Origin of the sequence: Agrococcus sp. TSP3-2-1 (assembly GCF_049897585.1) — a bacterium.
In the GTDB taxonomy this organism is placed as follows: Bacteria; Actinomycetota; Actinomycetes; order Actinomycetales; family Microbacteriaceae; genus Agrococcus.
The window spans coordinates 98,941-123,353 of the sequence record NZ_JAFCWN010000001.1; the positions used below are offsets into that span (position 1 = coordinate 98,941).

The 24,413-nt window shown below is 73.1% G+C and carries 27 protein-coding genes; 14 read left to right on the plus strand and 13 right to left on the minus strand.

Translation table 11 applies throughout. The features are described 5' to 3' along the window. Positions 1 to 23: 23 nt before the first annotated feature. The 3 genes from ACP7BI_RS00505 (at position 24) to ACP7BI_RS00515 (ending at position 2,726) form a co-directional block, all read left to right on the plus strand. Positions 24 to 608: a GNAT family N-acetyltransferase gene (locus ACP7BI_RS00505; protein ID WP_425842881.1), complete on the plus strand. Its 585-nt coding sequence runs from the start codon at positions 24 to 26 to the stop codon at positions 606 to 608. A gap of 95 nt (positions 609 to 703) precedes the next feature. Beyond that, positions 704 to 2,236 (plus strand): glycosyltransferase family 2 protein, encoded by a 1,533-nt coding sequence (locus ACP7BI_RS00510; protein WP_425842883.1) that lies wholly within the window; start codon positions 704 to 706, stop codon positions 2,234 to 2,236. A 199-nt stretch (positions 2,237 to 2,435) separates the two neighbouring features. Further along, the gene (locus tag ACP7BI_RS00515) at positions 2,436 to 2,726 is read left to right on the plus strand and encodes a chorismate mutase (protein WP_425842885.1); all 291 of its coding nucleotides are present in this window, start codon (positions 2,436 to 2,438) and stop codon (positions 2,724 to 2,726) included. A 6-nt stretch (positions 2,727 to 2,732) separates the two neighbouring features. Here the strand turns inward: ACP7BI_RS00515 and ACP7BI_RS00520 are convergent, their stop codons facing one another. From ACP7BI_RS00520 to purS, 6 genes are all read right to left on the minus strand, one after another. Next, positions 2,733 to 3,203: an SRPBCC family protein gene (locus ACP7BI_RS00520; protein WP_425842887.1), complete on the minus strand. Its 471-nt coding sequence runs from the start codon at positions 3,201 to 3,203 to the stop codon at positions 2,733 to 2,735. Beyond that, the gene (locus tag ACP7BI_RS00525) at positions 3,200 to 3,637 is read right to left on the minus strand and encodes a DUF1761 domain-containing protein (RefSeq protein ID WP_425842889.1); all 438 of its coding nucleotides are present in this window, start codon (positions 3,635 to 3,637) and stop codon (positions 3,200 to 3,202) included. Before ACP7BI_RS00525 ends, ACP7BI_RS00520 begins: the two co-directional genes overlap by 4 nt. Positions 3,638 to 3,689: 52 nt before the next feature. Continuing rightward, positions 3,690 to 5,972: a phosphoribosylformylglycinamidine synthase subunit PurL gene (gene purL / locus ACP7BI_RS00530; RefSeq protein ID WP_425842891.1), complete on the minus strand. Its 2,283-nt coding sequence runs from the start codon at positions 5,970 to 5,972 to the stop codon at positions 3,690 to 3,692. A 108-nt stretch (positions 5,973 to 6,080) separates the two neighbouring features. Then, positions 6,081 to 6,575: a DUF3817 domain-containing protein gene (locus tag ACP7BI_RS00535; RefSeq protein WP_425842893.1), complete on the minus strand. Its 495-nt coding sequence runs from the start codon at positions 6,573 to 6,575 to the stop codon at positions 6,081 to 6,083. Between the two features lie 141 nt (positions 6,576 to 6,716). Next, the gene (gene purQ, locus ACP7BI_RS00540) at positions 6,717 to 7,406 is read right to left on the minus strand and encodes a phosphoribosylformylglycinamidine synthase subunit PurQ (RefSeq protein ID WP_211447539.1); all 690 of its coding nucleotides are present in this window, start codon (positions 7,404 to 7,406) and stop codon (positions 6,717 to 6,719) included. Beyond that, entirely contained in the window at positions 7,403 to 7,663 is a 261-nt protein-coding gene (gene purS, locus ACP7BI_RS00545; protein ID WP_211447541.1) for a phosphoribosylformylglycinamidine synthase subunit PurS, read from the minus strand. The genes purQ and purS overlap by 4 nt, the downstream gene beginning before the upstream one ends. Before the next feature lie 119 nt (positions 7,664 to 7,782). Here purS and ypfJ point away from each other — a divergent pair, with 119 nt between their 5' ends. Continuing rightward, the gene (ypfJ, locus tag ACP7BI_RS00550) at positions 7,783 to 8,682 is read left to right on the plus strand and encodes a KPN_02809 family neutral zinc metallopeptidase (RefSeq protein WP_425842896.1); all 900 of its coding nucleotides are present in this window, start codon (positions 7,783 to 7,785) and stop codon (positions 8,680 to 8,682) included. A 24-nt stretch (positions 8,683 to 8,706) separates the two neighbouring features. On the opposite strand, the gene ACP7BI_RS00555 is transcribed toward ypfJ, so the two are convergent. Continuing rightward, a complete protein-coding gene (locus tag ACP7BI_RS00555) occupies positions 8,707 to 9,576 on the minus strand; it encodes a phosphoribosylaminoimidazolesuccinocarboxamide synthase (protein ID WP_425842898.1) in 870 nt (289 codons plus the stop codon). Further along, complete coding sequence (gene purD / locus ACP7BI_RS00560) at positions 9,573 to 10,832, minus strand: phosphoribosylamine--glycine ligase (RefSeq protein WP_425842900.1); 1,260 nt, start codon at positions 10,830 to 10,832, stop codon at positions 9,573 to 9,575. Before purD ends, ACP7BI_RS00555 begins: the two co-directional genes overlap by 4 nt. 153 nt (positions 10,833 to 10,985) lie before the next feature. Here purD and ACP7BI_RS00565 point away from each other — a divergent pair, with 153 nt between their 5' ends. Genes ACP7BI_RS00565 through ACP7BI_RS00580 form a run of 4 tightly spaced genes read left to right on the plus strand, consistent with a single transcriptional unit; the run spans position 10,986 to position 13,657 of the window. Beyond that, complete coding sequence (locus ACP7BI_RS00565; protein ID WP_425842902.1) at positions 10,986 to 11,492, plus strand: DUF2243 domain-containing protein; 507 nt, start codon at positions 10,986 to 10,988, stop codon at positions 11,490 to 11,492. Positions 11,493 to 11,494: 2 nt separating this feature from the next. Next, positions 11,495 to 12,307, plus strand: coding sequence for a cytochrome c oxidase assembly protein (locus ACP7BI_RS00570; protein WP_425842904.1), 813 nt, complete (start codon positions 11,495 to 11,497; stop codon positions 12,305 to 12,307). 36 nt (positions 12,308 to 12,343) lie between these two features. Continuing rightward, entirely contained in the window at positions 12,344 to 12,709 is a 366-nt protein-coding gene (locus tag ACP7BI_RS00575) for a sterol carrier family protein (protein WP_425842906.1), read from the plus strand. Positions 12,710 to 12,730: 21 nt separating this feature from the next. After that, complete coding sequence (locus tag ACP7BI_RS00580) at positions 12,731 to 13,657, plus strand: hypothetical protein (protein WP_425842908.1); 927 nt, start codon at positions 12,731 to 12,733, stop codon at positions 13,655 to 13,657. 33 nt (positions 13,658 to 13,690) lie between these two features. On the opposite strand, the gene ACP7BI_RS00585 is transcribed toward ACP7BI_RS00580, so the two are convergent. Further along, positions 13,691 to 15,064, minus strand: coding sequence for a short-chain fatty acid transporter (locus ACP7BI_RS00585; protein ID WP_425842910.1), 1,374 nt, complete (start codon positions 15,062 to 15,064; stop codon positions 13,691 to 13,693). 149 nt (positions 15,065 to 15,213) lie between these two features. Between ACP7BI_RS00585 and ACP7BI_RS00590 the strand changes: the two genes are divergently transcribed. Both ACP7BI_RS00590 and ACP7BI_RS00595 read left to right on the plus strand, forming a co-directional pair. Then, positions 15,214 to 15,717 carry a hypothetical protein gene (locus ACP7BI_RS00590; RefSeq protein ID WP_425842912.1) on the plus strand — a complete coding sequence of 168 codons (504 nt, stop codon included), beginning with the start codon at positions 15,214 to 15,216 and terminating at the stop codon, positions 15,715 to 15,717. After that, the gene (locus tag ACP7BI_RS00595; RefSeq protein ID WP_425842914.1) at positions 15,717 to 16,871 is read left to right on the plus strand and encodes a hypothetical protein; all 1,155 of its coding nucleotides are present in this window, start codon (positions 15,717 to 15,719) and stop codon (positions 16,869 to 16,871) included. The genes ACP7BI_RS00590 and ACP7BI_RS00595 overlap by 1 nt, the downstream gene beginning before the upstream one ends. Here ACP7BI_RS00595 and purF read toward each other — a convergent pair. After that, positions 16,864 to 18,321 carry an amidophosphoribosyltransferase gene (gene purF, locus ACP7BI_RS00600; RefSeq protein ID WP_425842916.1) on the minus strand — a complete coding sequence of 486 codons (1,458 nt, stop codon included), beginning with the start codon at positions 18,319 to 18,321 and terminating at the stop codon, positions 16,864 to 16,866. The two genes, ACP7BI_RS00595 and purF, sit on opposite strands and share 8 nt — an antisense overlap. 128 nt (positions 18,322 to 18,449) lie before the next feature. Here purF and ACP7BI_RS00605 point away from each other — a divergent pair, with 128 nt between their 5' ends. Continuing rightward, positions 18,450 to 19,310, plus strand: a complete 861-nt coding sequence (locus tag ACP7BI_RS00605) for an SDR family oxidoreductase (RefSeq protein WP_425842918.1) — start codon at positions 18,450 to 18,452, stop codon at positions 19,308 to 19,310. A 99-nt stretch (positions 19,311 to 19,409) separates the two neighbouring features. Here ACP7BI_RS00605 and ACP7BI_RS00610 read toward each other — a convergent pair whose 3' ends face one another. Next, positions 19,410 to 20,588 carry a glycine C-acetyltransferase gene (locus tag ACP7BI_RS00610; protein WP_425842920.1) on the minus strand — a complete coding sequence of 393 codons (1,179 nt, stop codon included), beginning with the start codon at positions 20,586 to 20,588 and terminating at the stop codon, positions 19,410 to 19,412. A 12-nt stretch (positions 20,589 to 20,600) separates the two neighbouring features. Next, entirely contained in the window at positions 20,601 to 21,650 is a 1,050-nt protein-coding gene (gene tdh, locus ACP7BI_RS00615; protein ID WP_425842922.1) for an L-threonine 3-dehydrogenase, read from the minus strand. 99 nt (positions 21,651 to 21,749) lie between these two features. On the opposite strand from tdh, the gene purM reads away from it, so the two are divergent. The 3 genes from purM (at position 21,750) to ACP7BI_RS00630 (ending at position 24,094) form a co-directional block, all read left to right on the plus strand. After that, a complete protein-coding gene (gene purM / locus ACP7BI_RS00620) occupies positions 21,750 to 22,838 on the plus strand; it encodes a phosphoribosylformylglycinamidine cyclo-ligase (protein WP_425842923.1) in 1,089 nt (362 codons plus the stop codon). A 260-nt stretch (positions 22,839 to 23,098) separates the two neighbouring features. Next, entirely contained in the window at positions 23,099 to 23,569 is a 471-nt protein-coding gene (locus ACP7BI_RS00625) for a DUF4190 domain-containing protein (protein ID WP_425842925.1), read from the plus strand. Between the two features lie 105 nt (positions 23,570 to 23,674). Beyond that, on the plus strand, positions 23,675 to 24,094 hold the full coding sequence (locus ACP7BI_RS00630; RefSeq protein WP_425842927.1) for a hypothetical protein: 420 nt from the start codon (positions 23,675 to 23,677) through the stop codon (positions 24,092 to 24,094). 60 nt (positions 24,095 to 24,154) lie between these two features. On the opposite strand, the gene ACP7BI_RS00635 is transcribed toward ACP7BI_RS00630, so the two are convergent. Further along, entirely contained in the window at positions 24,155 to 24,382 is a 228-nt protein-coding gene (locus ACP7BI_RS00635; protein WP_425842929.1) for a DUF5652 family protein, read from the minus strand. Positions 24,383 to 24,413 lie beyond the last annotated feature (31 nt).

A 24,413-nucleotide genomic window follows, 5' to 3' on the forward strand; every position in this document is an offset into this window, starting at 1 on the left:
AACGGTGCCGCCAGAATGGCCGGGTGAGCATCCTCGACCCGGTCGTCCTGACGCATCCGCTCGTCACCCTCGAGCCGCTCGGCCACGAGCACGCGCCGGCGCTCGCCGAAGCGGCCGCCGAGGGGGAGCTGTGGCGCCGCGCCTGGTACACGAGCGTGCCGGAGCCGGGCGAGGTCGCCGCCGAGATCGATCGGCGGCTCGCGCTCCACCGCGTGGGATCGATGGTGCCGTGGGCGATCGTCGTCGGCGGGCGCGCCGTCGGCATGACCACCTACATGCACATCGAGGCCGAGACGCCACGGCTCGAGGTCGGCTCGACCTGGATGGCGGTCTCGGCGCAGGGATCGGGCGTGAACCCCGCGATCAAGCTCATGATGCTCGAGCGCGCGTTCGACGAGCTCGGCTGCGTCGCGGTCGAGCTCCGCACCCACTGGCACAACCGGCAGTCGCGCGACGCGATCGAGCGGCTCGGCGCGAAGCTCGACGGCGTGCTGCGCAGCCACCAGGTCTACAAGGGCACGCTGCGCGACACGGTCGTCTACTCGATCATCGCCTCGGAGTGGCCGGCCGTGCGGCGGGGGCTCGAGGCACGGCTCGACGCGCGCTGAGCCAGCCCGCTCGCGGCTGGCTCCCCAGGAACGCGGAGCCGGCGTCGTTAGCCTCCCTCCATCGCGCCGCGACCGTGGTGCGGGAAGGAGCCTGAGTGACCCGCATCGACCGCCGGCCCGGACTCCCGCCTGCCGAGGCGCCGAGAGCGGTCGATGCACCCGTGCGGCTCGTCGCGGTGTGGATGGTGCTCACCGCGATCGTCGCGCTCGCGATGGCGAGCCTCTCGACGCCGACCTCGGTCGTCGGCTGGGTGGCTCTCGCGGTCGCGGCGCCGGTCGTCGGACTCGCGCTCCTGACCGGGTCGCGGCACGTCGTGCTGCTCGTCGCCGCGAGGCGCGCGTTGCCCGCCGCGCCGCCCACCGCGACCGCCTCGAGCGACGAGCGGGTGGCGATCCTCTTCCCGGTCGCCGACGACTTCCGCGCCGACGTCGTGCGGCGGAGCGCGCGGCAGTCGCACGCGCGCACGCGCACCGTCGTGCTCGACGACTCGTCGAGGCGCGAGACGCGAACGCGCATCGACGCGCTCGTCGCCGAGGGCGTCGTCGAGGTGCACCGGCGGTCGGGGCGCGGCGGCGCGAAGGCGGGCAACCTCAACGCGTGGCTCGATCGGCACGGCGATGAGGCCGATCGCATCGTCGTGCTCGACGCCGACCAGGAGATCCCCGGCGACTTCGTCGAGCGGGGGCTCGCGCGCTTCGCCCGGCACCCGGATGCGGCGGTCGTCCAGGGCAGCATCGGCATGCGGCGCGAGGGCACGTCGTTCGTGCGCGACTTCGGCGGCCTCTTCGCGCGGCACGCCGCCATGCAGCTCGCCGGGCGCGACGCGCTCGGAGTGAGCGTCTTCTGCGGCCGCGGCGCGATGCTCGACGTCGCTGCGGTGCGGGAGGCGGGCGGCTTCCCCGAGCTCGTGATGGAGGACACCGCGCTATCGGTCGAGCTCGCGCGGCGCGGGCACCGGCTCGTCGCGGCGCCGGAGCTGCGCTCGCTCGAGGACGCCCCCGTCGACCACGCCGCGTTCGCGGTGCAGTTCGGGAAGTTCGTCGAGGGCGCGGTGCAGCTGCTCGCGCGCTCGCGCGGCAGCCTCGTCGACGGGCGGCTCGGGGCGCTCCGCCGCGCCGACCTCGCGCTCGACCTGCTCGTGCCCGTGCTCGCCGCGCTCGTGCCGCTCGTGCTGTTCGCCTACTCGCTCGTCGCCGCCGCGACGCTCGCGCCGGCCTTCCCGTGGCAGGTCGGCATCGTGCTCGGCGCGCTCGGGCTCGCGCCCCTCGTGCCGGAGGCCGCGCACCGAGCGCGCACGCGCGGGCTGCTCGCGAGCGCGACGTTCACCGTGCGCGCGGCGATGCTCTACGCATCCGTCTCGCTCGTCGCCACGCGCGCCATCGTGATGGTGCTCGTCTCGGGACGCGCGCGCTTCCACGTGACGCCGAAGCAGGGCGCGGGCGCGGGCGTGCTCGCGGTGGTGCAGCGGCGCGGCATGGAGGTCGCGGTGGCTGCCGGGGCGACCGGGCTCGCGGCCGTCGCGGTCGAGCGGCCCGACATGGCGCTGCCCTTCGTCGGCATCGCGGCGGCCGGGCTCGCGTTCGGCTGGCGCGACGCGCTCGAGCCGCAAACGGCGCGCGCGGACTGAGCCGCGCGGCGCGAACGAGCGCCGGCGCGAACGAGCGCCGGCGTCTCCCGTTCTGCAGGTGATCCGGCCGGTGCGAGGGAAGATGCCCCTCCGGGTGCCCGGATCGCCTGCGAAACGGCTGGACGGGGAGGGCTGCGATCGCGGATGCGGGAGCGCTGCGCGGCGCGAGCGGCTGCCCGCGCGACCTAGGCTGGGGGGCATGACGAGTCCCGAGGAGCAGCTGCTGCGCCTGCGGCGCTCGATCGACAACGTCGACGCCATCCTCATCCACACGCTCGCGGAGCGGTTCAAGCTCACGCAAGCGGTCGGCGAGCTCAAGGCGGCGAACGCCATGCCCCCGTCCGACCCGGCCCGCGAGGCGACGCAGATCGCGCGGCTGCGCCGGCTCGCCGAGGAGGCGGACCTCGATCCGGAGTTCGCGGAGAAGTTCTTGAACTTCGTGATCGCCGAGGTCATCCACCACCACGAGCGCATCGCGAGCGCCGAGTAGCGCGTATCAGGGGCGGCCTTCCGCGGCGGCCGCGATGTCGGCGAGGTCCTGCTCCATGGCCTTTCGGGTGGCCGCCATGCCGAGCCGCGCGGTGAGCTTCGCGGCGGCGCGCTGGATCCACGACGGCGACTCGTAGGAGCCCGAGAAGCGCATGCGCAGCAGCGTGCCGGCCCCGCCCTCGATCGGCTCGAGCGTGAACTCCGTGCGGTAGCGCATGCCGTGCGACTCGGCGGCGATCGTCGTCGAGCGCCCGGGCACGATGCCGACGACCTCCAGCTCCTCGCTCGCCTCGCGGCCGAGCATGGTGCGCGTCTCGCGCCAGCGGGTGCCGATCGAGTAGCCGGCCCCCGCGAGCCGCTCGACGCGCGTCACGCCCGAGAGCACCGCCGCGGTGCCCTCGAGGTCGGTGAGCACGCGCCACACCGCATCCGTCGAGGCATCGATCGACCGCTCGAGGGTCAGCGAGAGGTCGCTCATGCTGCCGGGGGCCAGACGCCGATGACGAGCGCCATCGCGGTGACGACGAGCAGCTCGTTGAGGATCGTGAAGCCTGCGACCTTGAGGCCCCGGGGGTCGAACGCGTCGTGCACGAGCACGCGCGCGGCTGTGAATCCGACGAAGAGGATCCAGCCGGTCACGAGCGCGTTGAGCAGGAAGCTGCCGCCGTAGAACTGCTGCGAGATCCAGGCGGCGCCGGCGAGCACCCACGCGGTGACGAAGGCGCAGAGGATGAGCATCGGGTACACCCACGGCTTCGGCCCGCTCGTGACGCTGTCGGAGGTGTGGCCGACGGCCTTCATCCACGCGTTGCCGAGCACCTTCGGCTGGTAGTAGACGAAGCCGACGACCATCGCTGCGACGGTCGCGAGCAGCACGGCCCAGATGTTGATGGCGGGGACGGTGAGCTCCATGGTTGGAGCATAGGCTCGCGCGGCCGCCGCCGCACCGCGCGAGCCGCGCAGGTCAGGCGAAGCGGGCGAGCGGTGCGCGGTTGGCGGCGCTCAGCTCGTCGAGCGGGATCGTCGCGATGTCCTGGATCTCGATCGCGCGGCTCTCGGCGTCGGTCACGCCGATGCGCAGCACCGGTACGCCGCGCGCCTCGCACATGCCCGTGAACTTCACCTCGTCCTCGCGAGCGACCGCGACGATCGCGCGCGCCCCGGTCTCGGAGAAGAGCGCAGCGGTCTCGTCGATCCCGTCGCGCTCCATGAGGCCCGAGAGCCAGATGCGGGCGCCGATGCCGAAGCGCAGGGCACCCTCGACGACGGCGGCGCCGAGGCCGCCCTCCGAGAGGTCGTGCGCGGCGGTCGCGAGGCCGTCGAACGCGACGCCCTGCATGAGGCCCGCGAGCTGCCGCTCGGCGGCGAGGTCGACGCGCGGCGGGAGGCCGCCGAGATGGCCGTGGATCGTGCCTGCCCACGCCGAGCCGTCGAGCTCGTCGCGCGTCGTCCCGAGCAGGAAGATCGCCTGGCCGTCGTCCTGCCAGCCGGAGGGCAGGCGGCGGTCGACGTCGTCGATGATGCCGAGCACGCCGACGACCGGGGTCGGGTGGATCTGCGTCTCACCGGTCTGGTTGTAGAACGAGACGTTGCCGCCCGTGACCGGGATGCCGAGCTCGACGCATCCGTCGGCCAGGCCGTCGACGGCCTCGGCGAACTGCCACATCACCGCGGGGATCTCGGGATTGCCGAAGTTGAGGCAGTCGCTCACGCCCACGGGCGTCGCGCCCGTGACGGCGACGTTGCGGTAGGCCTCGGCGAGCGCGGCCTTCGCGCCCTCGCGCGGGTCGAGCTGGCAGTAGCGGCCGTTCGCGTCGACCGCGACGGCGAAGCCGAGCCCCGACTCCTCGTCGATGCGCACCATGCCGGCGTCGTCGGGCTTCGACAGCGCCGTGTTGCCGAGCACGTAGTCGTCGTACTGGTCGGTGATCCACGACGGGTCGCCGAGGTTGGGGGAGCCGATGAGCGCGCGCAGCTGCTCGCCGAGCTCCTCGCGAGCGGCGCGGGGGAGCGAGGCGGCCGAGTCGGCCTGCAGCGCGTCCTGCCACTCGGGGCGCGCCATGGGGCGGTCGTAGACGGGGGAGTCGATCGCGACGGTCTTCGGGTCGACGTCGACGATCACGTCGCCCGAGTGGGTGATGACGAGCCGGCCGTCGCCGGTGACCTCGCCGAGCACGCTCGTCTCGACATCCCACTTGCCCGTGATCGCGAGGAACTCGTCGAGCTTCTCGGGCGCCACGATCGCCATCATGCGCTCCTGCGACTCCGACATGAGGATCTCCTCGGCCGTGAGCGTCGGGTCGCGGAGCAGCACGTGGTCGAGCTCGACGCGCATGCCCGAGTCGCCGTTGGCGGCGAGCTCGCTCGTCGCGCACGAGATGCCCGCGGCGCCGAGATCCTGGATGCCCTCGACCACGCCCGCGGCGTAGAGCTCGAGGCAGCACTCGATGAGCACCTTCTCGGCGAACGGGTCGCCGACCTGCACGGCGGGCCGCTTCGCGGGGCCCTCCTCGTCGAACGACTCGGAGGCGAGGATCGACGCGCCGCCGATGCCGTCGCCGCCCGTGCGGGCGCCGAAGAGCACGACCTTGTTGCCCGCGCCGGTCGCGTTCGCGAGGTGCAGGTCCTCGTGCCGCAGCACGCCGACGGCGAGCGCGTTCACGAGCGGGTTGCCCTGGTAGACGGCGTCGAAGACCGTCTCGCCGCCGATGTTCGGCAGGCCGAGGCAGTTGCCGTAGAACGAGATGCCGCCCACGACGCCGTGCACGACCCGCGCGGTGTCGGGGTGGTCGATGTCGCCGAAGCGCAGCGCATCCATGACCGCGACCGGCCGCGCGCCCATCGAGATGATGTCGCGCACGATGCCGCCGACGCCCGTCGCCGCGCCCTGGAAGGGCTCGACGAACGAGGGGTGGTTGTGCGACTCGATCTTGAAGGTGACGGCCCAGCCCTCGCCGACGTCGATGACGCCCGCGTTCTGGCCCATGCCGACCATGAGCCGCTCCTGCATCTCGGGCGTGACCTTCTGCCCGAAGGTCCGCAGGTGCTTCTTCGAGGACTTGTAGGAGCAGTGCTCGCTCCACATCACCGAGTACATCGCGAGCTCGGCGCTCGTGGGCCGACGGCCCAGGATCTCGCGGATGCGCTCGTACTCGTCGGGCTTGAGGCCGAGGGCGGCGAACGGCTGCTCGCGCTCCGGGGTGGCGGCGGCGCGCTCGACGGTGTCGCGTGGAGTGGAAGCGGTCACGACTCTCCTAGGAGGTGGCTCGGCGGTCCCTCGATCCTATCGAGCGGGCGGATGCGTCGGCTCGCGCGCCGTCGTCGGCGTCGGTCGCGCGGCGCCCCGGTCAGCAGATCAGTCGAACCACTCGGTCGGCGGGCCTGCCGTGAGCAGCGCGGCGAAGACGATCGCGACGAGCACGAGCGCGACGACCGCGAGCAGGATCGGGTGCGTGATGCCCCAGCGGAAGGCGCGATCGATCCAGCGGTCGTCGCCGGGCTCGCCGGTCGGCTCGGTGCGCCAGCGGCCCTCGAGCGCGCCGCTGCGGACGAGGCGGCGCTCCCACGGGATCGTCGCGTACGGGATCACGGCCGTCAGCACGCCGAGCGCGACGGTGCCGACACGCCAGCGCTGGTTGTGGCCGACGACGAGCTGCATCGCGGCGTAGGAGAGGAAGACGAAGCCGTGGATGGGGCCGGCGACCGGTACGAGGGCGTCGATCTCGAAGCCGTACTTCGCGATCATCGCGATGATGAGCAGCGTCCACGTGACCGCCTCGGCGATCGCGAGGAAGCGGTAGAGCCGCTTCGGAGCGAGCCCGGTCGCGGTGTCGGTCGACGCATCCATCATGTAGCCAGTCTACGCACGTTGCCTCGCGCGTCGCTCGGGCCTGTCCCGCTCATCGAGTAGGCCCGCAGGGCCGTATCGAGATGACGACAGGTCGGTCTCGATACGACCGGCTTCGCCGGTCTACTCGACCAGCGGTGACTGCTAGGCGGCGACGGCCTCGAGCGCCGACTTGAAGATCTCGAGCCCGTCGATGCCGGCCTTCATGCGCGTCGTCGTCGGGCCGAAGCCGAGCTCGACCGCGTGCTCGGGGTGCGGCATGAGCCCCATGACGTTGCCGGCCGCGTTCGCGATGCCTGCGATCGCGTCGATCGAGCCGTTCGGGTCGTCGCCGAGGTAGCGGAAGACGACGAGCCCCTCGGCCTCGATGCGCTCGATCTCGTCGGGCGTCGCGACGAAGCGGCCCTCGCCGTTCTTGAGCGGGATGACGATCTCCTGGCCCACCTCGAAGCGGTTCGTCCACGCGGTGCTCGAGCGCTCGACGCGCAGCCGCTGGTCGCGGCGCACGAACAGGCCGGAGGCGTTGCGCACGAGTCCGCCCGGCAGCAGCCGCGCCTCGGTGAGCATCTGGAAGCCGTTGCAGATGCCGAGCACGGGCATGCCCCGCTCGGCGGCTTCGACGACCTCGGTCATGATCGGCGAGCGCGCGGCGATCGCGCCGCAGCGGAGGTAGTCGCCGTACGAGAAGCCGCCCGGCAGCACGAGCGCGTCGACGCCGTGCAGGTCGTGCTCGCCGTGCCACAGCGCGACGGGCTCGTGGCCCGCGAGGCGCACCGCGCGCTGTGCGTCCCGGTCGTCGAGCGTGCCGGGGAAGGTGATGACGCCGACCCTCATCGGGCGGCCTCGTCCTGCACCCGCACGCCCACGACATCCTCGATCACGGTGTTCGCGAGCACGTCGTCGGCGATCTGGCGCACCTGCTCGAGCAGGGCATCCGTCACCTCGCCCTCGACGGTGAGCTCGAAGCGCTTGCCGAGGCGCACGTCGCCGATCTCGCCGTGACCCAGTCGCGCGAGCGCGCGGCTGACCGCCTTGCCCTGCGGATCGAGGATCTCGGCCTTCGGCATGACGTCGACGACGATGACGGCCATGGGTCTCCCTAGCTTGCGGGCGGGTTGGGGTCACCTCATTCTACGGATGCGGCGCGTGCGACGGTCGGACCGTGCGGATTCCCGGCCGATCGTCGGGTCACCGCGGCTAGGGTGCCGCCATGACGTTCAGGGGCAACGCGAACTTCGACACCTCGACCGTGAGCCGGGGCGGGGGCGGTGGTGGCGGTCGCGGCGGCGCGCTCGCGGTCGGCGGCGGCGGTCTCGTGACCGTCATCCTCGTGCTCGTGTCGATGTTCTTCGGCATCGACCTCACCGGGCTCGCGCCGCAGCAGCCGATCGACCCCGCCTCGCAGTCGCAGGGCGAGGAGGTCACCGGGTGCACCGGCGAGGCGGCGAACGACCCCGCCAACGTGACGTGCCGCATGGAGGGCGGCGCCGACTCGATGTCGCAGTTCTGGGAGACGACGTTCGCCGCGAACAACCTCGAGTACCGCGACCCGAGCGTGCAGCTGTTCGACCGGCAGGTGCAGACCGGTTGCGGTGCCGCGACGAGCGCGGTCGGCCCGTTCTACTGCCCGGCAGACGAGCGCATCTACATCGACACCACGTTCTTCCAGCAGATGCGCGACCAGTTCGGCGCCTCGGGCGGCTCGCTCGCGCAGCTCTACGTGCTCGGGCACGAGTGGGGCCACCACATCCAGCACCTCACCGGCGATCTGCAGCGAGTGGAGCGCGGCGACTCGGGGCCGCAGTCGAGCGGCGTGCGCTCGGAGCTGCAGGCCGACTGCTACGCGGGCGCATGGATGAGCGGTGCGTCGCAGACGCGCGACGATGACGGCGGCGACCCGGTGCTCATCGCGCCGACGCAGCAGGAGATGAACGACGCGATGAACGCCGCGTCGACGATCGGCGACGACCGCCTGCAGGCCCAGAGCGGTGGCGGCGTGAACCCCGAGACGTGGACGCACGGCTCGAGCGAGCAGCGGCAGCGCTGGCTCGCGACGGGCTACAACGAGGGCGTCGGCAGCTGCGACACGTGGCGGGCGCCGGAGGTCTGAGCCACCCGCGCGCGGCCGCTCAGCTCAAGCGGCGGTCAGTCGGTCGAAGAGCTCGCGGTAGCGGGCGGCGGTGCGCTCGACGACATCGTCCGGCAGCCGCGGCGGGTTGCCCTGCCCGTCCCAGTTCGCCGCGAGCCAGTCGCGCACGATCTGCTTGTCGAACGACTCGACGCGGCCGTCGGCGAGCGCCTCGGCGTCCCAGTACCGAGAGGAGTCGGGCGTGAGCACCTCGTCGGCGAGCACGAGCTCGCCCGTCACGCGGTCGCGGCCGAACTCGAACTTCGTGTCGGCGAGCACGAGCCCCGCCTCCTCCGCGATCGCGGCGCCCATCGCGTAGACGCTCAGGCTCATGTCGCGGATGGCGTCGGCATCGGCCGTGCCGACGAGTTCGACGGTGCGCTCGAACGAGACGTTCTCGTCGTGCTCGCCCTGCGGCGCCTTCCACGCGGGCGTGTAGATCGGTTCGGGCAGCGCATCGCCGTCGCGGAGCCCCTCGGGCAGCGCGACGCCCGAGATCGAGCCGACGTGGCGGTACTCCTTGAGCCCCGAGCCGGTCACGCGGCCGCGCACGACGCACTCGACGGGCAGCATGTCGAGCGTGCGCACGAGCATCGCCCGCCCCCGCACCGCCTCGGGCGTGCGGTCGTCGGCGCCGTCGGCGAGCTGCGTCGGCAGCCCGAGCCGCTCGGTCCACCAGCGGGTGAGCGTCGTGAGCAGCTCGCCCTTGCCGGGGATCGCCGGCTCGAGCACGCGGTCGAACGCCGAGACGCGATCGGAGGCGACCATGAGCATCTCCGGAGCCTCGTGCAGGGTCGCGCCCTCCGGCACGTAGAGGTCGCGCACCTTGCCGCTGTAGGCGAGGTGCCAGCCGGCGAGCTCCGCGGCGCCCGTCATGCGCCCGCGCCGATGTCGGAGCGCGCCTGCCCGCCCTCGAGCGAGATCGCGGCGAGCCCCGCGTAAGCCCGCTCGCGCGCCTCGGCGAGCGTCGCGCCGGTGCCGACGACGTTGAGCACCCGGCCGCCCGTGGCGGTGAGCCCCTGCTCGCCCGCGCCGGTCGCGGCGTGCAGCACCCGCACGCCCTCGATGCGCGCCGCCTCGTCGACGCCGTGGATCGGCCGCCCCGTGACGGGGTCGCCGGGGTAGCCCTCGCTCGCGAGCACGACCGCGACCGCGGCCGAGTCGCGCCACGACAGGGGCGCGGCGGAGGCGAGGCTCCCGTTCGCGGCCGCCAGGAGCGCATCCGCGAACCCCGACTCGATGCGCGGCAGCACGACCTGCGTCTCGGGGTCGCCGAAGCGCGCGTTGAACTCGATCACCTTGACGCCCGCGTCGGTGATGATGAGGCCGCAGTAGAGCAGCCCGCGGAACGGCGTGCCGGCCTCGGCCATCGCCCGGATCGTCGGCAGCGCGACCGTCTCGACCACCTCGTCGACGAACGCCTGCTCGCCGCCGAAGCGGTCGGCGAGCCACGGCAGCGGCGAGTAGGCGCCCATGCCGCCGGTGTTGGGGCCGGTGTCGCCGTCGCCGAGCCGCTTGAAGTCCTGCGCGGGCGCGAGCGGCACGGCGTGCGTGCCGTCGGTGAGCACGAACAGGCTCACCTCGGGCCCCTCGAGGTACTCCTCGATGAGCAGCGGGCCGTCGGGCAGGAACGCCTCGGCGTGCGCCTCGGCGGCCGCGCGGTCGTCGGTCACGATGACGCCCTTGCCTGCGGCGAGGCCGTCGGCCTTGAGCACCCACGGGGGTGCGGATGCGTCGAGCGCGGCGCGCACGTCGTCGAGCGTCGAGGCGGTGGTGTCGGTGCCCGTCGGCACCCCGGCGCGCGCCATGACCTCCTTGGCGAAGGACTTCGAACCCTCGATGCGAGCGGCGGCCTTCGTGGGGCCGAAGACCGGCACGCCCACGCGCTCGAGCTCGTCGGCGACACCGGCGACGAGCGGCGCCTCCGGGCCGATGACGACGAGCTCGAAGCCGCCGTCGACGGCGAGCTCCGCGACGAGCTCGGGGCTCTTGATGTCGAGGCGCACGGTCTCGACCTCGGTCGCGATGCCGGCGTTGCCGGGCGCGGCCGTGATCTCGTGGCCGCCCTCCGCGAGGAGTGCCGTGATGATGGCGTGCTCGCGCGCGCCGCTGCCAAGGACGAGGATCCGCACGCGCCCATTCTAGGAGCGGGGCGCGCGCCCCGCCCGCGTGCCGCGATGCAACCGCCCTGGACCGGCGCTCGCGCGGATGCCGCTCCCAGCCGCTGCCCCGACAATGGCCGCACGCAGGGCCGCGGCGCTCGCCGCGCCCGGAGGGGGAGCCCGATGACGAGCACCGGCCGCCGTGGCAGCGCGGGCGCGCGCGATGTCGGAGCGGACCCGATCCGGCGGCTCGTGCTCTCGGGCGTGCTCTTCGGCGCGGGCATCGCCGCGTCGGTCGTCGATCTGCTCCTGTTCCACCTCGTGCTGCAGTGGCACCACTTCTACGACCTCGGCACGACCGAGATGGCGATCGCCGCCGACGGCTTCTTCCACGCGGCCGCGTGGGGGATGACGGTCGCGGGGCTCTTCCTGCTCGTCGACGTGCGACGCCGCGCGTCGGCCCGAGGAGAGCCGGCGCGGTGGGGGCGCTGGACGGGCGCGGTGCTCGTGGGGCTCGGCGGCTTCCAGCTGCTCGACGCGGTCGTCAACCACAAGCTGCTCGGCATCCACCAGGTGCGCTACGACGTCGACCTGCTGCCGTACGACATCGCCTGGATCGGCTCGGCGATCGTCGTGCTCGCGATCGGGCTCGTCGTGCTGCGGCGCTCGCGGGCGCCGACGGAGCCTTGAGCGTGCCGAGCCACGGCGGTCACGACGGCGCGGTGCCGCTCGCGGCCGACGCGTCGTGGGCGCTGCACGACGCGCTCATCGTCGCCGCGCTGCTCGTCGCCGTCGGCGGCTACCTGCGGGCGCTGCGTGCCGCTCGCCGCCGCGGACCGTGGCCGGTGCTGCGCACGACGAGCTGGATGCTCGGCGTGGCATCCGCGGGCGCTGCGACGCTCGGCCCGATCGCGCTCGCCGCGCACTCGAGCCTCACCGGCCACATGCTCGCCCACCTGCTGCTCGGCATGCTCGCGCCGCTGCTGCTCGTGCTCGGAGCGCCCGTCACGCTGCTGCTGCGGGCGCTCCCCGTGACCGCGGCGCGCCGCCTCTCGCGCGTGCTGCGCAGCGCGCCGCTGCGCCTCCTCACCCACCCGGTGGCGGCTGCCGCGCTCAACGCCGGAGGTCTCTGGGCGCTCTACGCGACCGACCTGTACGGCCTCATGCACGCATCCGCCCTCGTGCACGGGATCGTGCACCTCCACCTGCTGCTCGCCGGCTACCTGCTCACCGCCGCGCTCGTCGGCGTCGACCCCGATCCGCATCGCGCGTCGACCGGCGTGCGCGCCGCCGTGCTGCTCGCGTTCATGGCCGTGCACTCGATGCTCGCGAAGCGCGTCTACGGGCAGCCGCCCGCGGGCGTCGAGGCGGCCGATGCGCGCGTCGCCTCGCAGCTCATGTACTACGGCGGCGACGTCGTCGACGTGACGCTGCTCGTGCTGCTCGGGCTCGCGTGGCTGCGCGCGACCCGGCCGCGGGCGGCCGCGATGCCGGCGACCGCCTGACCCGCCCGCGTCGGCGCCGCCGCGTAGCCTGGCGGCATGCCCAAGCGCATCCCCGACCTCGACGGCATCGACGCCGTGCGCGCCGCGCTCGCCCCCGAGCCGAGCCGGCAGGACCGCGCGCTCGCGGTGCGCTACTCGCTCCAGTGCCTCGCCGAGCGCGCGCCGGGCAAGAGCGTCGAGGTGCGGGTGCCGCCCTTCGGCGCGGTGCAGGCGGTCGAGGGGCCCGGCCACACGCGCGGCACGCCGCCGAACGTCATCGAGACCGACCCGGCGACATGGCTCGCGCTCGCGACGGGCAGGGAGACGTGGGCGGATGCGGTGGGTCGCGGAGCCGTGCACGCCTCGGGCGTGCGCGCCGACGTCTCGGCGTGGCTGCCGGTGATCCGCCTACCCGCTCGGTAGCGCCAGCGCCATACTTGCCCCATGGCACAGGTCGTCCGTCCGCAAGGCTTCATCGGCCCGATCGTCCTGCTCATCATCGGCATCGTGCTGCTCTTCAACGGCGTGCCGGCGCTCATCCAGTGGATCGGCTGGGTCGCGCAGGTGTCGCTCATCACGGGCGTCGAAGGCGCGCTCGAGCAAGCGGGCGGTCCGCTGCTGCTCGCGGCCGGCGCGACCTTCGTCGGCTTCCTGCTGCTGCGCGGCGGCTGGAACGCGCTCATGAGCCTCGCCCGCACCGCGAGCAAGCGCGCGCAGGAGCAGGTGCGCACCGGCGCGCAGCAGGTGCGGCGCGAGGTCGATCAGCGCCGCACGCAGGCGACGGCGCAGGCGCAGCACCTGCAGGATCGCGTGCCGCAGTCGTGGCGCGAGCGCATCGACGCCGCCGCGCGCGAGGTGGAGGCCGAGCGCGCCCGCCGCTCGGGGGAGCAGCCCAACGTCTTCGCGAGCTCGCAGTGGCAGGCGCCGCATGACCGGCAGCGCGTGCCGCAGCAGGCGCCAGCGCAGCAGCGGCAGCAGCAGCCGATGCAGCAGCCGATGCAGCAGCCAGGGCAGCGCCCCGCGGCGCAGCAGGTCGGGCAGCAGGCGCCCGGCGCCGATCGGCTCGCGCGCATCGAGCAGCTGCGGCAGCAGGTCGACTCCCGCTCGCAGCAGGCACGCGGTCTGCAGGATGCCGGGAAGAGCGCGGCGCAGCGCGTGCGCCAGGCGGCGGTCGACGAGGCCGCTCGCGTGCAGCAGCGTCAGCTGCCGAACCCCTCGGACGAGGTCTCGGCGCTCATCGGCCGCCTCGACGCGGCCGACACCGAGCGCATCCGCCGACGCGGCTCCTCGCTCACCAGCTCGTCGCTGTCGACGTCGGCGCTGTCGAAGACCTCGCTGACCCTCGACTCGCTGCTGCGGCATCGCCGCTGACGCCCGCCGTCGGCGAGCGCCAGCGGCGATCGGTCACAGCGACCAGATGAGCAGGATCGCCGCGAACACGAGTCCCGACGCGATGAGCGTCACCGTCGTGTAGCCGAGGATGTCGCGCATCTTGAGGCCCGCGATCGCGAGCAGCGGCAGCGCCCAGAACGGCTGGATCATGTTGGTCCACTGGTCGCCGTACGCGACCGCCATGATCGGGATCGCCGGGTCGACGCCGATGCGCTCCGCCGCGTCGAGCAGGATGGGCGCCTGCACCGCGAACTGCCCGCCGCCCGAGGGCACGAAGAAGTTCACGAGGCCGGCCGAGAGCAGCGCGAGCACGCCGAAGGTCGTCGGCGTCGAGATGGCGACGAACCAGTCGGAGAAGACCTGGATGAGGCCAGAGCCGGTCATCATGCCGAGGATGCCCGCATAGAGCGGGAACTGCAGCAGGATCTCGCCGACGTTCGAGGCCGCCTCCTTCGTCAGCCGGATGATCTCGAACGGGTTCTTCACGAGCAGGAAGATGAGCGCGAGGAACGACCAGTTGACGATGTCGAGGGTGAGCGTGCCGCCCTGCACGAAGTGCACGACGAGGTAGAACACGAGCGCGGCGCCCACGAGCAGCGTGACGATGCGGCTCGCGTCGATCCGGTCGGCGGGGGTGACGACGTCCTCCTCGGTCTCGACGAGCTGCTCGCGCAGGTCCATCTCGAGCTCGACGATCCGGTCCTTGCCGCGCGGCGCGACGAGCGCGAGCGCGACCGCCACGACGACGATCGTCGCGACGGCGCCGATCAGGTTCGGGAGCGCGAACGTCGTCTCGGTGATCGGCACGACCTCGCCGCCGAGGTGCTCGGCGATGAACGAGTCGGGCGTCGCCGCCGTGAGCGGGCCCGAGCCCGAGTAGCCCATGTGCCACACCACGAAGCCCGAGAAGCCGGCCGCGACGAGCATCGGGAAGTGCAGCCGCAGACCGCGCTCCCTGCCGGAGGCCGCGACCTCGCGGGCGAGCAGGCCGCCGACCACGAGCCCGAGGCCCCAGGTGATGAGGGATGCGACCGAGGCGACCACGAAGACGAACAGGTAGGCCTGCACGGGCGTCTGCGGCAGCGACGCGAGCTTCGAGAGCAGCTTCCGCACCGGCCTGGTGTTGGCGAGCATGTGCCCGAGGAGCAGGATGAGCGCCATCTGCGTCATGAAGGCGAGGAGCCCCGAGAGGCCGTCGCCCCAGCTCTTGACGAGGTCGACGGGATTCGTCTGCGTCACCGTCAGCGCGAGCAGCGCGACGACGAGCGTCAGCACGATCGCGAAGACGAGCGCCGACGGGATCCACCGCTCGACGACGTTGTTGATGGGCCGCATGGCGCGCGCGAGCGGCGCGCCCGATCGCTTCTCAGCGGTCGCGTTGGACATGGTTCACCTCGTTGTGCATGGGTCGACGCAAGGGGCGATGCGCCCCACGCCAGACACTAGCCGGGGATGCACGACGGAAGCGCGACGCGGGGGACCGACGGGGCAGTGGCGCGAGCGCTGCCGGTGCGCGGCGTGGGATGCTGGTTGCCATGGATGCGACGCACGATCGGACGCCCCAGGGCGATGCAGCCGGCGACCCGGCCGGCACGGCCGAGCAGTTCGACGTGACGGTGCGGCGCTCCCCGAAGTACAGCGTCTTCATGGCGGTCGGCGCCCTCGTCGGCGCGGTCGCCGGGTGGCTCATCGCGTCGGCGATGCCGCCGGCGGTCGACGAGAACGGCCTCGCGGTCGACACGACCCCGGTCATCGGGCTCATGATCGTCGCCGGCTTCGTGCTCGGCGGAGCGCTCGGCGCCCTCGTCGCGGTGATCATCGACCGCTCCCTCTCGAAGCGGGCGACCGCGACGGTCGCCGAGCGCGTCGAGGTGCGGCGGCCGGATGCGCTGACGACCGCCGATGACGACGCCCTCGAGGCGCGCTTCGAGCGGCTGGGCGGCGACGCGCCGGTCGCTGGCGCAGGCCCCGTCGATCCCGCTGTCCCCGGCGCCGGCGACCCGGAGCGCCGTGAGGACGACCGCCCCGGCCAAGCCTGATGCCGAGCGGGCGCGCGCGGAGCGCGGTCGCGCACGCGCTCGCCTGGATCGGCTTCGGCGCCGGCTTCGCGGCACTCGCGAGCGTCGCGCTCGCGGCGGGATCGCCCGGAGCGCTCGCCCTCGGCAGTGCGACGGCGCTCGCCGGCGCGGCGCTCGGGCTGCTCGCCGCACCGCTGCTCGCGCGCGCCTCGACCGCCGCGGGCGCCTCCCGACCGGTGGCCCTGGTCGCGGCCGCGCTCGCGCTCGCAGTGCTCGCGGCGACCGCGACGCTGCTGCTGCTCGACCTCGCGCCGTGGCTCGTGCTCGCGCCGCTGCTCGGACTCGCGGCCGGCGCGCAGCTCGCCGCCGCGATCGGGGGCGCGGACGACGAGCCCCTGCTCGCACCCGCGGTGCGCCCCGCGCCGACGCTGCTCGCCGCGGCGGCCGGCACCGCGCTCGCCGCGGCAGTGCCGCTCGTGCCCACGCTCGACGCATCCGCCGTGCTGCTCATGGCCGCGGGCGCGCAGCTCCTCGCCCTCGGACTGCTCGTGAGCGTGCGTCCGGATGCGCCGGGCCGCGCCGCCGCCGCTCATGAGCCGCCCGTCGCGACCGCCGCCGCCCGCCGGGCCGACGGCCGGCCCCTCGCGGCGCGCGTGCTCGCGCTCGTCCTGCTCGCGGCGGCCGGTGCCGGCGCGATCGCGGCCCTGCGGCCCGCACTCTCGGCGATCGGCGCCGACGAGCCGCAGCCGGCGGCGCCCGTCGCGCTCACCCTCGCGCTCGGCGCGATCCTGGGGCCGCCGCTCGCGCGGGTCGCCGAGCGGCTCCTCGGCGACCGGGCGGCCGCCGTGGTCGCGACGCTCGGGGGCGTCGCGGCGCTCGCTGCGCCGATCGCCCGCCCGGGAGCCCTCGACCTCGTGGCCGCCGCCCTCCTCGGGATCGCGCTCGCCGCATCCGTCGCCCTCGCCGAGCTCGCGCGCCGCGCGCACGTGCGCTCCGCGCCCGCGACGCCGGTGCTGCTCGCGCTCGCGGCCGCCGCGGGTGCGGCCCTCGCCGCGCTGCTGCTCGGCGCGGTGCCCGTGCCCGACGTCGTGCTCGGCGCGGCGATCGCGTGCCTCGTCGCGAGCCTCGGCGGCTGGGTGCCGGAGCGAGTCCCCGCGGCCGAGCCGCTCAGCTGAGCTGCGTCTGCTCCACCCAGCGGAGGTACTCGTCGGTCACCGAGCCGGTGACGTAGTCGCCCGTGAAGCACGACATCTCGAGCCCCTCGATGCTCGAGCCGTCGAGGATCGCCCGCTGCAGGTCGTCGACCTCCTGGTAGACGAGGAAGTCGCTGCCGAGCGCCTCGTTCACCTGCGGGATCGAGCGTCCTGAGGCGATGAGCTCGCCGCGCGAGGGCATGTTGATGCCGTAGACGTGCGGGTAGCGCACGGGCGGCGCGGCGGACGTGAAGGTGACGGTGTTGGTGCCGACCGAGCGCATCATCTCGACGATCTCGCGGCTCGTCGTGCCGCGCACGATCGAGTCGTCGACGACGAGCACGTTCTTGCCGCGGAACTCGCTCTCGAGCGCGTTGAGCTTCTGCCTGACCGACTTCTTCCGCTCCTGCTGGCCGGGCATGATGAACGTGCGGCCGACGTAGCGGTTCTTGTAGAAGCCCTCGCGGTACTCGATGCCGAGCCGCCGGGCGACCTCCATCGCGGCGGGGCGCGAGGAGTCGGGGATGGGCATGACGACGTCGATCGCACCCGACGGCGTGTACTTCGCGATCGTGTCGGCGAGCCGCTCGCCCATGCGGAGCCGCGACTCGTACACGTTCACGCCGTTCATGACCGAGTCGGGGCGGGCGAGGTAGACGTACTCGAACGCGCACGGCAGCAGCACGGGCGAGTCGTGCGTCATCGCGGAGGCGAGCTCGCCGTCGGGCGTGATGAAGATCGCCTCGCCGGGCGCGACGTCGCGCTCGACGTGGAAGCCCGAGCCCGTGAGCGCCACTGACTCGCTCGCGACCATCCATTCGCTGCGGCCGCGCTCGCTCGTGCGCCGGCCGAGCACGAGCGGCCGGATGCCGAAGGGGTCGCGGAAGGCGAGCAGGCCGTGCCCGGCGATGAGCGCGATGACGCCGTAGGAGCCCTGGATGCGCTCGTGCGTGCGACGCACGGCGGTGAAGAGCCGGTCGGCGTCGAGCTCGCCGCCGCTGACGAGCGACTGCAGCTCGCTGCCCAGCACGTTGACGAGCATCTCGGTGTCGCTGCCGGTGTTGACGTGCCGGTGGTCGACCGTCGCGAGCTCGCGCTCGAGCTCGCGCGAGTTCGTGAGGTTGCCGTTGTGGACGAGCACGATGCCGTAGGGCGCGTTGACGTAGAAGGGCTGCGCCTCGAGCTCGTTCGCCGCCTCGCCGCGGGTCGCGTAGCGCACGTGGCCGAGGCCGTAGTCGCCGAGCAGCGCGCGCATGTCGCGCGTGCGGAACGCCTCGCGCACCTGGCCCTTGGCCTTCTTCAAGTGGATCGAGCGGCCCTCGGCGGTCGCGATGCCGGTCGAGTCCTGCCCGCGGTGCTGGAGGAGCGCGAGAGCGTCGTACACCTGCTGGTTGACGCTCGAGTCGGAGACGATGCCGACGATGCCGCACACAGGCGAGCTCCTTCTGTCGCGGGATTGACACCCAAGCCTACCGAGCGTCGCGCGCCGACTCGGGATCGGGCGGATGCGCTCGGCGAGCACCCAAGCGACGTCCAGATTGCGGCGGCACAGTGGGCGACATGAGCTTCGACACCGAATCCATCAAGAATCTGCCTGAGCAGACCCAGGAGTGGCCCGGCTGGACGGACAAGCTGCAGCCCGTGCCCGACCACGGCGAGACGAGCTACGTCGGCCGCGGCCGGCTCGAGGGCAAGCGCGCGCTCATCACGGGCGGCGACTCCGGCATCGGCCGCGCGACCGCCATCGCCTTCGCGAAGGAGGGCGCGGACGTCGCGATCGCCTACCTCCCGCAGGAGCAGGAGGACGCCGAGGAGACGGGCCGCCAGATCGAGGCGGCGGGCCGCAAGGCGGTGCTCATCGCCACCGACCAGCGCACCGAGCAGGCGAACCTCGACCTCGCGCAGCGGGCGGTCGACGAGCTCGGCGGCCTCGACATCCTCGTCAACAACGCGGGCTACCAGATGGCGCAGGAGTCGCTCGCCGACATCTCCGACGAGCAGCTGCGGCAGACGTTCGAGACGAACATCTTCGCGATGTTCAACCTCACGCGTGCCGTGCTGCCGCACTTGGGGGAGGGCGCGAGCATCATCAACTGCTCGTCGATCCAGGCCTTCGACCCGTCCGAGACGCTGCTCGACTACGCGTCGACGAAGGCGGCGATCAACAACTTCACCGTGAACCTCGCCGCGCAGCTCGGCGAGAAGGGCATCCGTGTGAATGCCGTCGCGCCGGGTCCGATCTGGACCCCGCTGCAGCCCTCGACGAAGCCCTCGGTGAAGGACTTCGGCATGAACGCGCCGCTCGGCCGACCGGGGCAGCCGATCGAGGTCGCGACCGCGTTCGTCTACCTCGCGAGCGACGAGGCGAGCTACGTCTCGGGCACCGTGCTCGGCGTCACGGGCGGCAAGCCGGTCTTCTAGCGCGGTGGAGCTGAGGGCGACGACCCTTTCGGGTCGTCGCCGCGACCCCAGCGCCGACGCCCGTCCCGGGCGTCGGTCGTCGGTCGTCGCGATTCGACCTCAGCCGGCGACGCGCTCGCGCGCCGCGGCGAAGGCCGCGACCGCGCGGTCGACGTCGGCGTCCGAGTGGGCGGCGGAGAGCTGCACGCGGATGCGCGCCTCACCGCGGGGCACGACGGGGAACGAGAACGCGGTGACGTACACGCCCTCCTCGAGCATCGCATCCGCCATCTCGGCCGCGAGCCGCGCATCGTGGAACATCACGGCGGTGATCGGGTGCTCGCCCGGCAGCAGCTCGAAGCCCGCCTGCTCCATGCCGGCGCGGAACCGCTCGGTGTTGCGGCGCAGCTGCTGTCGCAGCTCGCCGGCGCCCTCCACGAGGTCGAGCGCCTTGAGCGACCCCGCGACGACCGACGGCGCGAGCGCGTTCGAGAACAGGTACGGGCGCGAGCGCTGCCGCAGCAGGTCGACGATCTCGGCGCGGGCCGCGATGTAGCCGCCGGAGGCGCCGCCGAGCGCCTTGCCGAGCGTGCCGGAGATGATGTCGACGCGGTGCTGCACTCCGGCGAGCTCGGGCGTGCCGGCGCCCGTCGCGCCGGTGAAGCCGACCGCGTGCGAGTCGTCGACCATCACCATCGCGTCGTAGCGCTCCGCGAGGTCGCAGATCGCCTCGAGCGGGGCGAGGTAGCCGTCCATCGAGAAGACGCCGTCGGTGACGATGAGACGGCGGCGCGCACCTTGCGCGTCCTGCAGGTGCGCCTCGAGCTCGGCCATGTCGCGGTTGGCGTAGCGGTAGCGCTTCGCCTTCGAGAGGCGGATGCCGTCGATGATCGACGCGTGGTTGAGCGCGTCCGAGATCACGGCGTCGTCGGCGCCCAGCAGCGTCTCGAACAGGCCGCCGTTGGCGTCGAAGCACGACGAGTAGAGGATGCACGCCTCCTGGCCGAGGAACGACGCGAGCCGCGACTCGAGCTCGAGGTGCTGGGTCTGGGTGCCGCAGATGAACCGCACGGAGGCCATCCCGAACCCCCACTCGTCGAGCGCGGCCTTCGCCGCCTCGACGATGCGCGGGTCGTCGGCGAGCCCGAGGTAGTTGTTGGAGCAGAAGTTCAGCACCTCGGCGCCGTTCGCCACGACGCTCGCCGCTTGCGGTGAGTCGATCGCGCGCTCGCGCTTCGTGAGGCCCGCGGCCTCGATCTCGGCGAGCTCGTCGGCGATGGATGCACGGATGGAGTACACGGGGAACGCTCCTCAGCGGTTGTCGGTGAAGTCGAGGATGACCTTGCCAGCGCCGCCGGATCGCGCGCGTTCGAACGCGGCCTCCCAGTCGGCGAAGGCGAAGCGGTCGGTGATGACGGGGGAGACGTCGAGGCCGGTCTGCGACATCGCGGCCATCGCGTACCAGGTCTCGAACATCTCGCGGCCGTAGATGCCCTGGATGGTGAGCATGTGCGAGACGACCTTGGCGAAGTCGACCTCGATCGGCTCGGCGGGGAGGCCGAGCATCGCGATGCGGCCGCCGAAGTTGAGGTTCTCGATGATGCCGACGAGCGCGGTGGGCGAGCCCGACATCTCGAGGGCGACGTCGAAGCCCTCCTGCATGCCGAGCTCGCGCTGCACGTCCGTGATCGACGCCTCGCGCGGGTTGAGCGCGCGGAAGCCGAGCGAGCGGGCGAGCTCGAGCCGCGGCTCGGCGATGTCGGTGATGACGATGTGCCGTGCGCCCGCGTGCCGCGCGACCATCGCCGCCATGAGGCCGATCGGGCCGGCGCCGGTGACGAGCACGTCCTCGCCGATCACCGGGAACTTGAGCGCGGTGTGGACGGCGTTGCCGAACGGGTCGTAGATCCCGAAGACGTCGAGCTGGTCGGCGGTCGCGGTCGCGGTGGTCAGGCCCGGGTGCACCCACACGTTCGACGACGGCAGCACGACGAGCTCGGCGAAGCAGCCGTCGCGCTGCACCCCGAGGTTCGACGTGCGGATGCACAGGTGCCGGCGCCCCGCGCGGCAGTTGCGGCAGTGCCCGCAGACGACGTGGCCCTCGCCGCTCATGAGCTGCCCGACCGCGAAGTCGGTCACGCCCTCGCCGACCTCGACGATCTCGCCGCAGAACTCATGGCCCACGGTCAGGCCGGGGGCGACCGCCGACTGCGCCCACGCATCCCATGCGTCGATGTGCAGGTCGGTGCCGCAGATGCCGGCGCGCAGCACGCGCACCTTCACGTGGCCCGGTGGGGTCTCGGGCTCGGGCAGCTCGGTGAGCTCGAGCCCCGGCCGGCCTCGGGTCACGAGTGCGCGCATGGTGTCTCCGTCGACGTGGTGGGTGTGCCGCGCCCATCCTGCCATCCGTGCGCGCGGCCGGGGCCGAGCGGTGATCGCGCGGCCAAGTACCCTGGTCACATGACCGATCCGTATGCGTCCGCCGGCGTCGACACCGAGGCGGGCGACCGCGCGGTCGAGCTCATGAAGGCGGCGGTCTCGCGCACGCACGGCGCGGGCGTGCTCGGCGGCGTCGGCGGCTTCGCCGGGCTCTTCGACCTCTCGGCGGCCGGTTCGTACGCGAAGCCGCTGCTCGCGACCTCGACCGACGGCGTCGGCACGAAGCTCGCGCTCGCGCAGGCGATCGACAAGCACGACACGATCGGGCAGGACCTCGTCGGCATGGTCGTCGACGACATCGTCGTGGTCGGCGCGAAGCCGCTGTTCATGACCGACTACATCGCGTGCGGCCGGGTCGTGCCCGAGCGCATCGCCGACATCGTGCGCGGCATCGCCGAGGCGTGCGAGGCGACCGGCACGGCGCTCGTGGGCGGCGAGACGGCTGAGCACCCCGGCGTCATGGCTCCGGACGACTACGACATCGCGGGCGCCGCGGTGGGGATCGTCGAGGCGGATGCGGTGCTCGGCGCCGAGCGCGTCGGCGCGGGCGACGTCGTGGTCGGCATGGCCTCCTCCGGGCTGCACTCGAACGGCTTCAGCCTCGTGCGCCACGTGCTCGCCGAGCGCGGCCTCGGGCTCACCGACCGGGTCGACGAGCTCGGCGGCGTCGCGGCCGAGGCGCTGCTGGAGCCCACCCGGCTCTACACGCTGCCGCTGCTCGGGTTGCTCGAGCAGGGGCTCGGCATCCGCGCGATCTCGCACGTCACCGGCGGCGGGATCGCCGCGAACCTCGCACGGGTGCTGCCTCGAGGGCTCGCGGTCGAGGTCGACCGCGCCGCGTGGGACGTGCCGGCCGTCTTCGGCGCGCTCGCCGGCCTCGGCGGCTTCGCGCTCGAGGACGCGGAGGGCACCTGGAACCTCGGTCTCGGGATGCTCGTGGTCGTCGACGCGGCGGATGCCGACCGCGTGCTCGTCGCGAGTCGCCACGCCGGCATCGCCGCGTCGGTCGTCGGCCGCGTCGAGCAGGCGCCGCGCGACCTCGCCGAGTGGGTGCAGGGCGCGAAGGGCGTCGATGGCGGCGCAGTGCGGCTCGCGGGCGCCTTCCGCTGACCTCCTCGTCGCGGAGGCGCTGCGCACGCGGCGTCCAGGGAATCTTGAGCCACGACGCGTAGCGTTCTGAGGAATCGACGGATGAGCGTGTGCTCGAAGCAGGAGGTGGCGACGTGTCCGAAGACGTCGACCGCTTCCGGCCCCGGCAAGACGCGTCGCCGGAGAGCTGGCAGGACGGCTCCGCGACGTCCGAGCAGTCTCCGCCGGAGCCTGCCGCTCCGGCTGGCGACCGCCGACGCAGCGCGGCGCCGCAGCCCGACATGGGACTCCCGGCCACGCCGACCATGGGTCAGCAGGGGCCGGCGTGGCGGCAGACCGCGTACATCGCCCCGAACGTCGCGCAGCGCTACTCGACGCCCCTCGATCACAGCGGCGACGCGCAGCTCATCCACCCGGCCGCCGCGCAGGTCGCGAGCTACACGCCGTACGGCGTGCCGGTCTATCGCGCCCCGGTCTACCCCAACGCGCAAGTCCCGCAGCGGGGCCTCTCGATCACGGCGATGGTGCTCGGCATCACCTCGGCCGTCTTCGCCTGGGCGCTCGTCGTGGTGCCGATCATCGGCCTCGTCTTCGGCTTCATCGCGCTGCGGCGAGAGCCCGCCGGTCGCGGGATGGCGATCACGGGCCTCATCACCTCCGGCGTCGGCCTGCTGTGGGTGCTGCTGTTCTACCTGCTGCCGCTGCTCGGCGTGCTCGGCGTGCTCTTCACGAGCATGAGCGCTGCTCCCTGACCAGTGCCGCTCACCGGGTTGCGCCGTCGTCCCGGCGCGGCTCTAGGCTGGTGGGTCGAGCCCCGCGCTCGCGACGCACGCCCACCGAGCATCGAGGACCATCGCATGACGTACACGCCCCCTGAGCAGCCCGCCCAGCCGAGCTACGAGCCCACGAGCCAGAGCGGCTACCAGCCTGCCGCTTCGACCGGCTACCAGCCCTACGACGCCGGTCAGGCGTACGCCGCGGTCCCCTCGTACGACGCGTACGGCGCGTACGGCGCCGCCCCGGTCTCGACCGAGCGCAAGCTGTCGGTGTGGGGCCTCATCCTCGGCATCTCGAGCATCGTCATCCCGCTGTTCATCAACGCGATCGCGGGCGGCATCCTGTCGGGCATGGGCCTCGCCAAGGAGCCGGCGGGCAAGACCATGGCGATCTGGGGACTCGTGACGTCGATCCTCGGCTTCATCTGGGCCTTCGTCTTCTGGCCCATCGCGATCACGGTCCTCTTCGCCGCGATCTTCGCGACGCAGTACGGCTACTGAGCGCGGCGGTCGAGCGAGGGGGGCGCGCAGCGCGGACCGCTCGCTCGGCCCGAGCCGGCGCTACCGTCGGCGACGGCTGACGCCGAAGAGGTAGACGGCGTCGAGCACGCCGAGCGTGTTCGTCACGAGCAGCGTCGCGAACCACGGCTTGCTGCCGTCCTGCGCGGCTCGCCAGAGCGACGCGCCCTTCCAGGCGAGGCCCCACACCGCGGCCGCGGCGATGCCCGCCCGCGCACCGGGTCGCTCGAGCGCAGCCATCGCCCGCGCCTCGCGTCGCTTCGCGCCCATCGCTCGTCCTCCTGCTCCTCGGCCGGTGCGG

Coding starts and splice junctions, on each gene's coding strand:
- ACP7BI_RS00555 (WP_425842898.1), bottom strand. CDS start 9,576: ATGACGGGCGCCGCGGAGCTCGCCGGCTGGCACCTCGCCTACAGCGGC.
- ACP7BI_RS00635 (WP_425842929.1), bottom strand. CDS start 24,382: ATGGGCGCGAAGCGACGCGAGGCGCGGGCGATGGCTGCGCTCGAGCGA.
- ACP7BI_RS00625 (WP_425842925.1), top strand. CDS start 23,099: ATGGGACTCCCGGCCACGCCGACCATGGGTCAGCAGGGGCCGGCGTGG.
- ACP7BI_RS00590 (WP_425842912.1), top strand. CDS start 15,214: ATGGATGCGACGCACGATCGGACGCCCCAGGGCGATGCAGCCGGCGAC.
- purS (WP_211447541.1), bottom strand. CDS start 7,663: ATGGCCGTCATCGTCGTCGACGTCATGCCGAAGGCCGAGATCCTCGAT.
- ACP7BI_RS00630 (WP_425842927.1), top strand. CDS start 23,675: ATGACGTACACGCCCCCTGAGCAGCCCGCCCAGCCGAGCTACGAGCCC.
- ACP7BI_RS00580 (WP_425842908.1), top strand. CDS start 12,731: ATGGCACAGGTCGTCCGTCCGCAAGGCTTCATCGGCCCGATCGTCCTG.
- ACP7BI_RS00535 (WP_425842893.1), bottom strand. CDS start 6,575: ATGATGGATGCGTCGACCGACACCGCGACCGGGCTCGCTCCGAAGCGG.
- ACP7BI_RS00515 (WP_425842885.1), top strand. CDS start 2,436: ATGACGAGTCCCGAGGAGCAGCTGCTGCGCCTGCGGCGCTCGATCGAC.
- ACP7BI_RS00595 (WP_425842914.1), top strand. CDS start 15,717: ATGCCGAGCGGGCGCGCGCGGAGCGCGGTCGCGCACGCGCTCGCCTGG.
- ypfJ (WP_425842896.1), top strand. CDS start 7,783: ATGACGTTCAGGGGCAACGCGAACTTCGACACCTCGACCGTGAGCCGG.
- ACP7BI_RS00565 (WP_425842902.1), top strand. CDS start 10,986: ATGACGAGCACCGGCCGCCGTGGCAGCGCGGGCGCGCGCGATGTCGGA.
- ACP7BI_RS00605 (WP_425842918.1), top strand. CDS start 18,450: ATGAGCTTCGACACCGAATCCATCAAGAATCTGCCTGAGCAGACCCAG.
- purQ (WP_211447539.1), bottom strand. CDS start 7,406: ATGAGGGTCGGCGTCATCACCTTCCCCGGCACGCTCGACGACCGGGAC.
- ACP7BI_RS00525 (WP_425842889.1), bottom strand. CDS start 3,637: ATGGAGCTCACCGTCCCCGCCATCAACATCTGGGCCGTGCTGCTCGCG.
- purM (WP_425842923.1), top strand. CDS start 21,750: ATGACCGATCCGTATGCGTCCGCCGGCGTCGACACCGAGGCGGGCGAC.
- ACP7BI_RS00585 (WP_425842910.1), bottom strand. CDS start 15,064: ATGTCCAACGCGACCGCTGAGAAGCGATCGGGCGCGCCGCTCGCGCGC.
- tdh (WP_425842922.1), bottom strand. CDS start 21,650: ATGCGCGCACTCGTGACCCGAGGCCGGCCGGGGCTCGAGCTCACCGAG.
- ACP7BI_RS00520 (WP_425842887.1), bottom strand. CDS start 3,203: ATGAGCGACCTCTCGCTGACCCTCGAGCGGTCGATCGATGCCTCGACG.
- ACP7BI_RS00575 (WP_425842906.1), top strand. CDS start 12,344: ATGCCCAAGCGCATCCCCGACCTCGACGGCATCGACGCCGTGCGCGCC.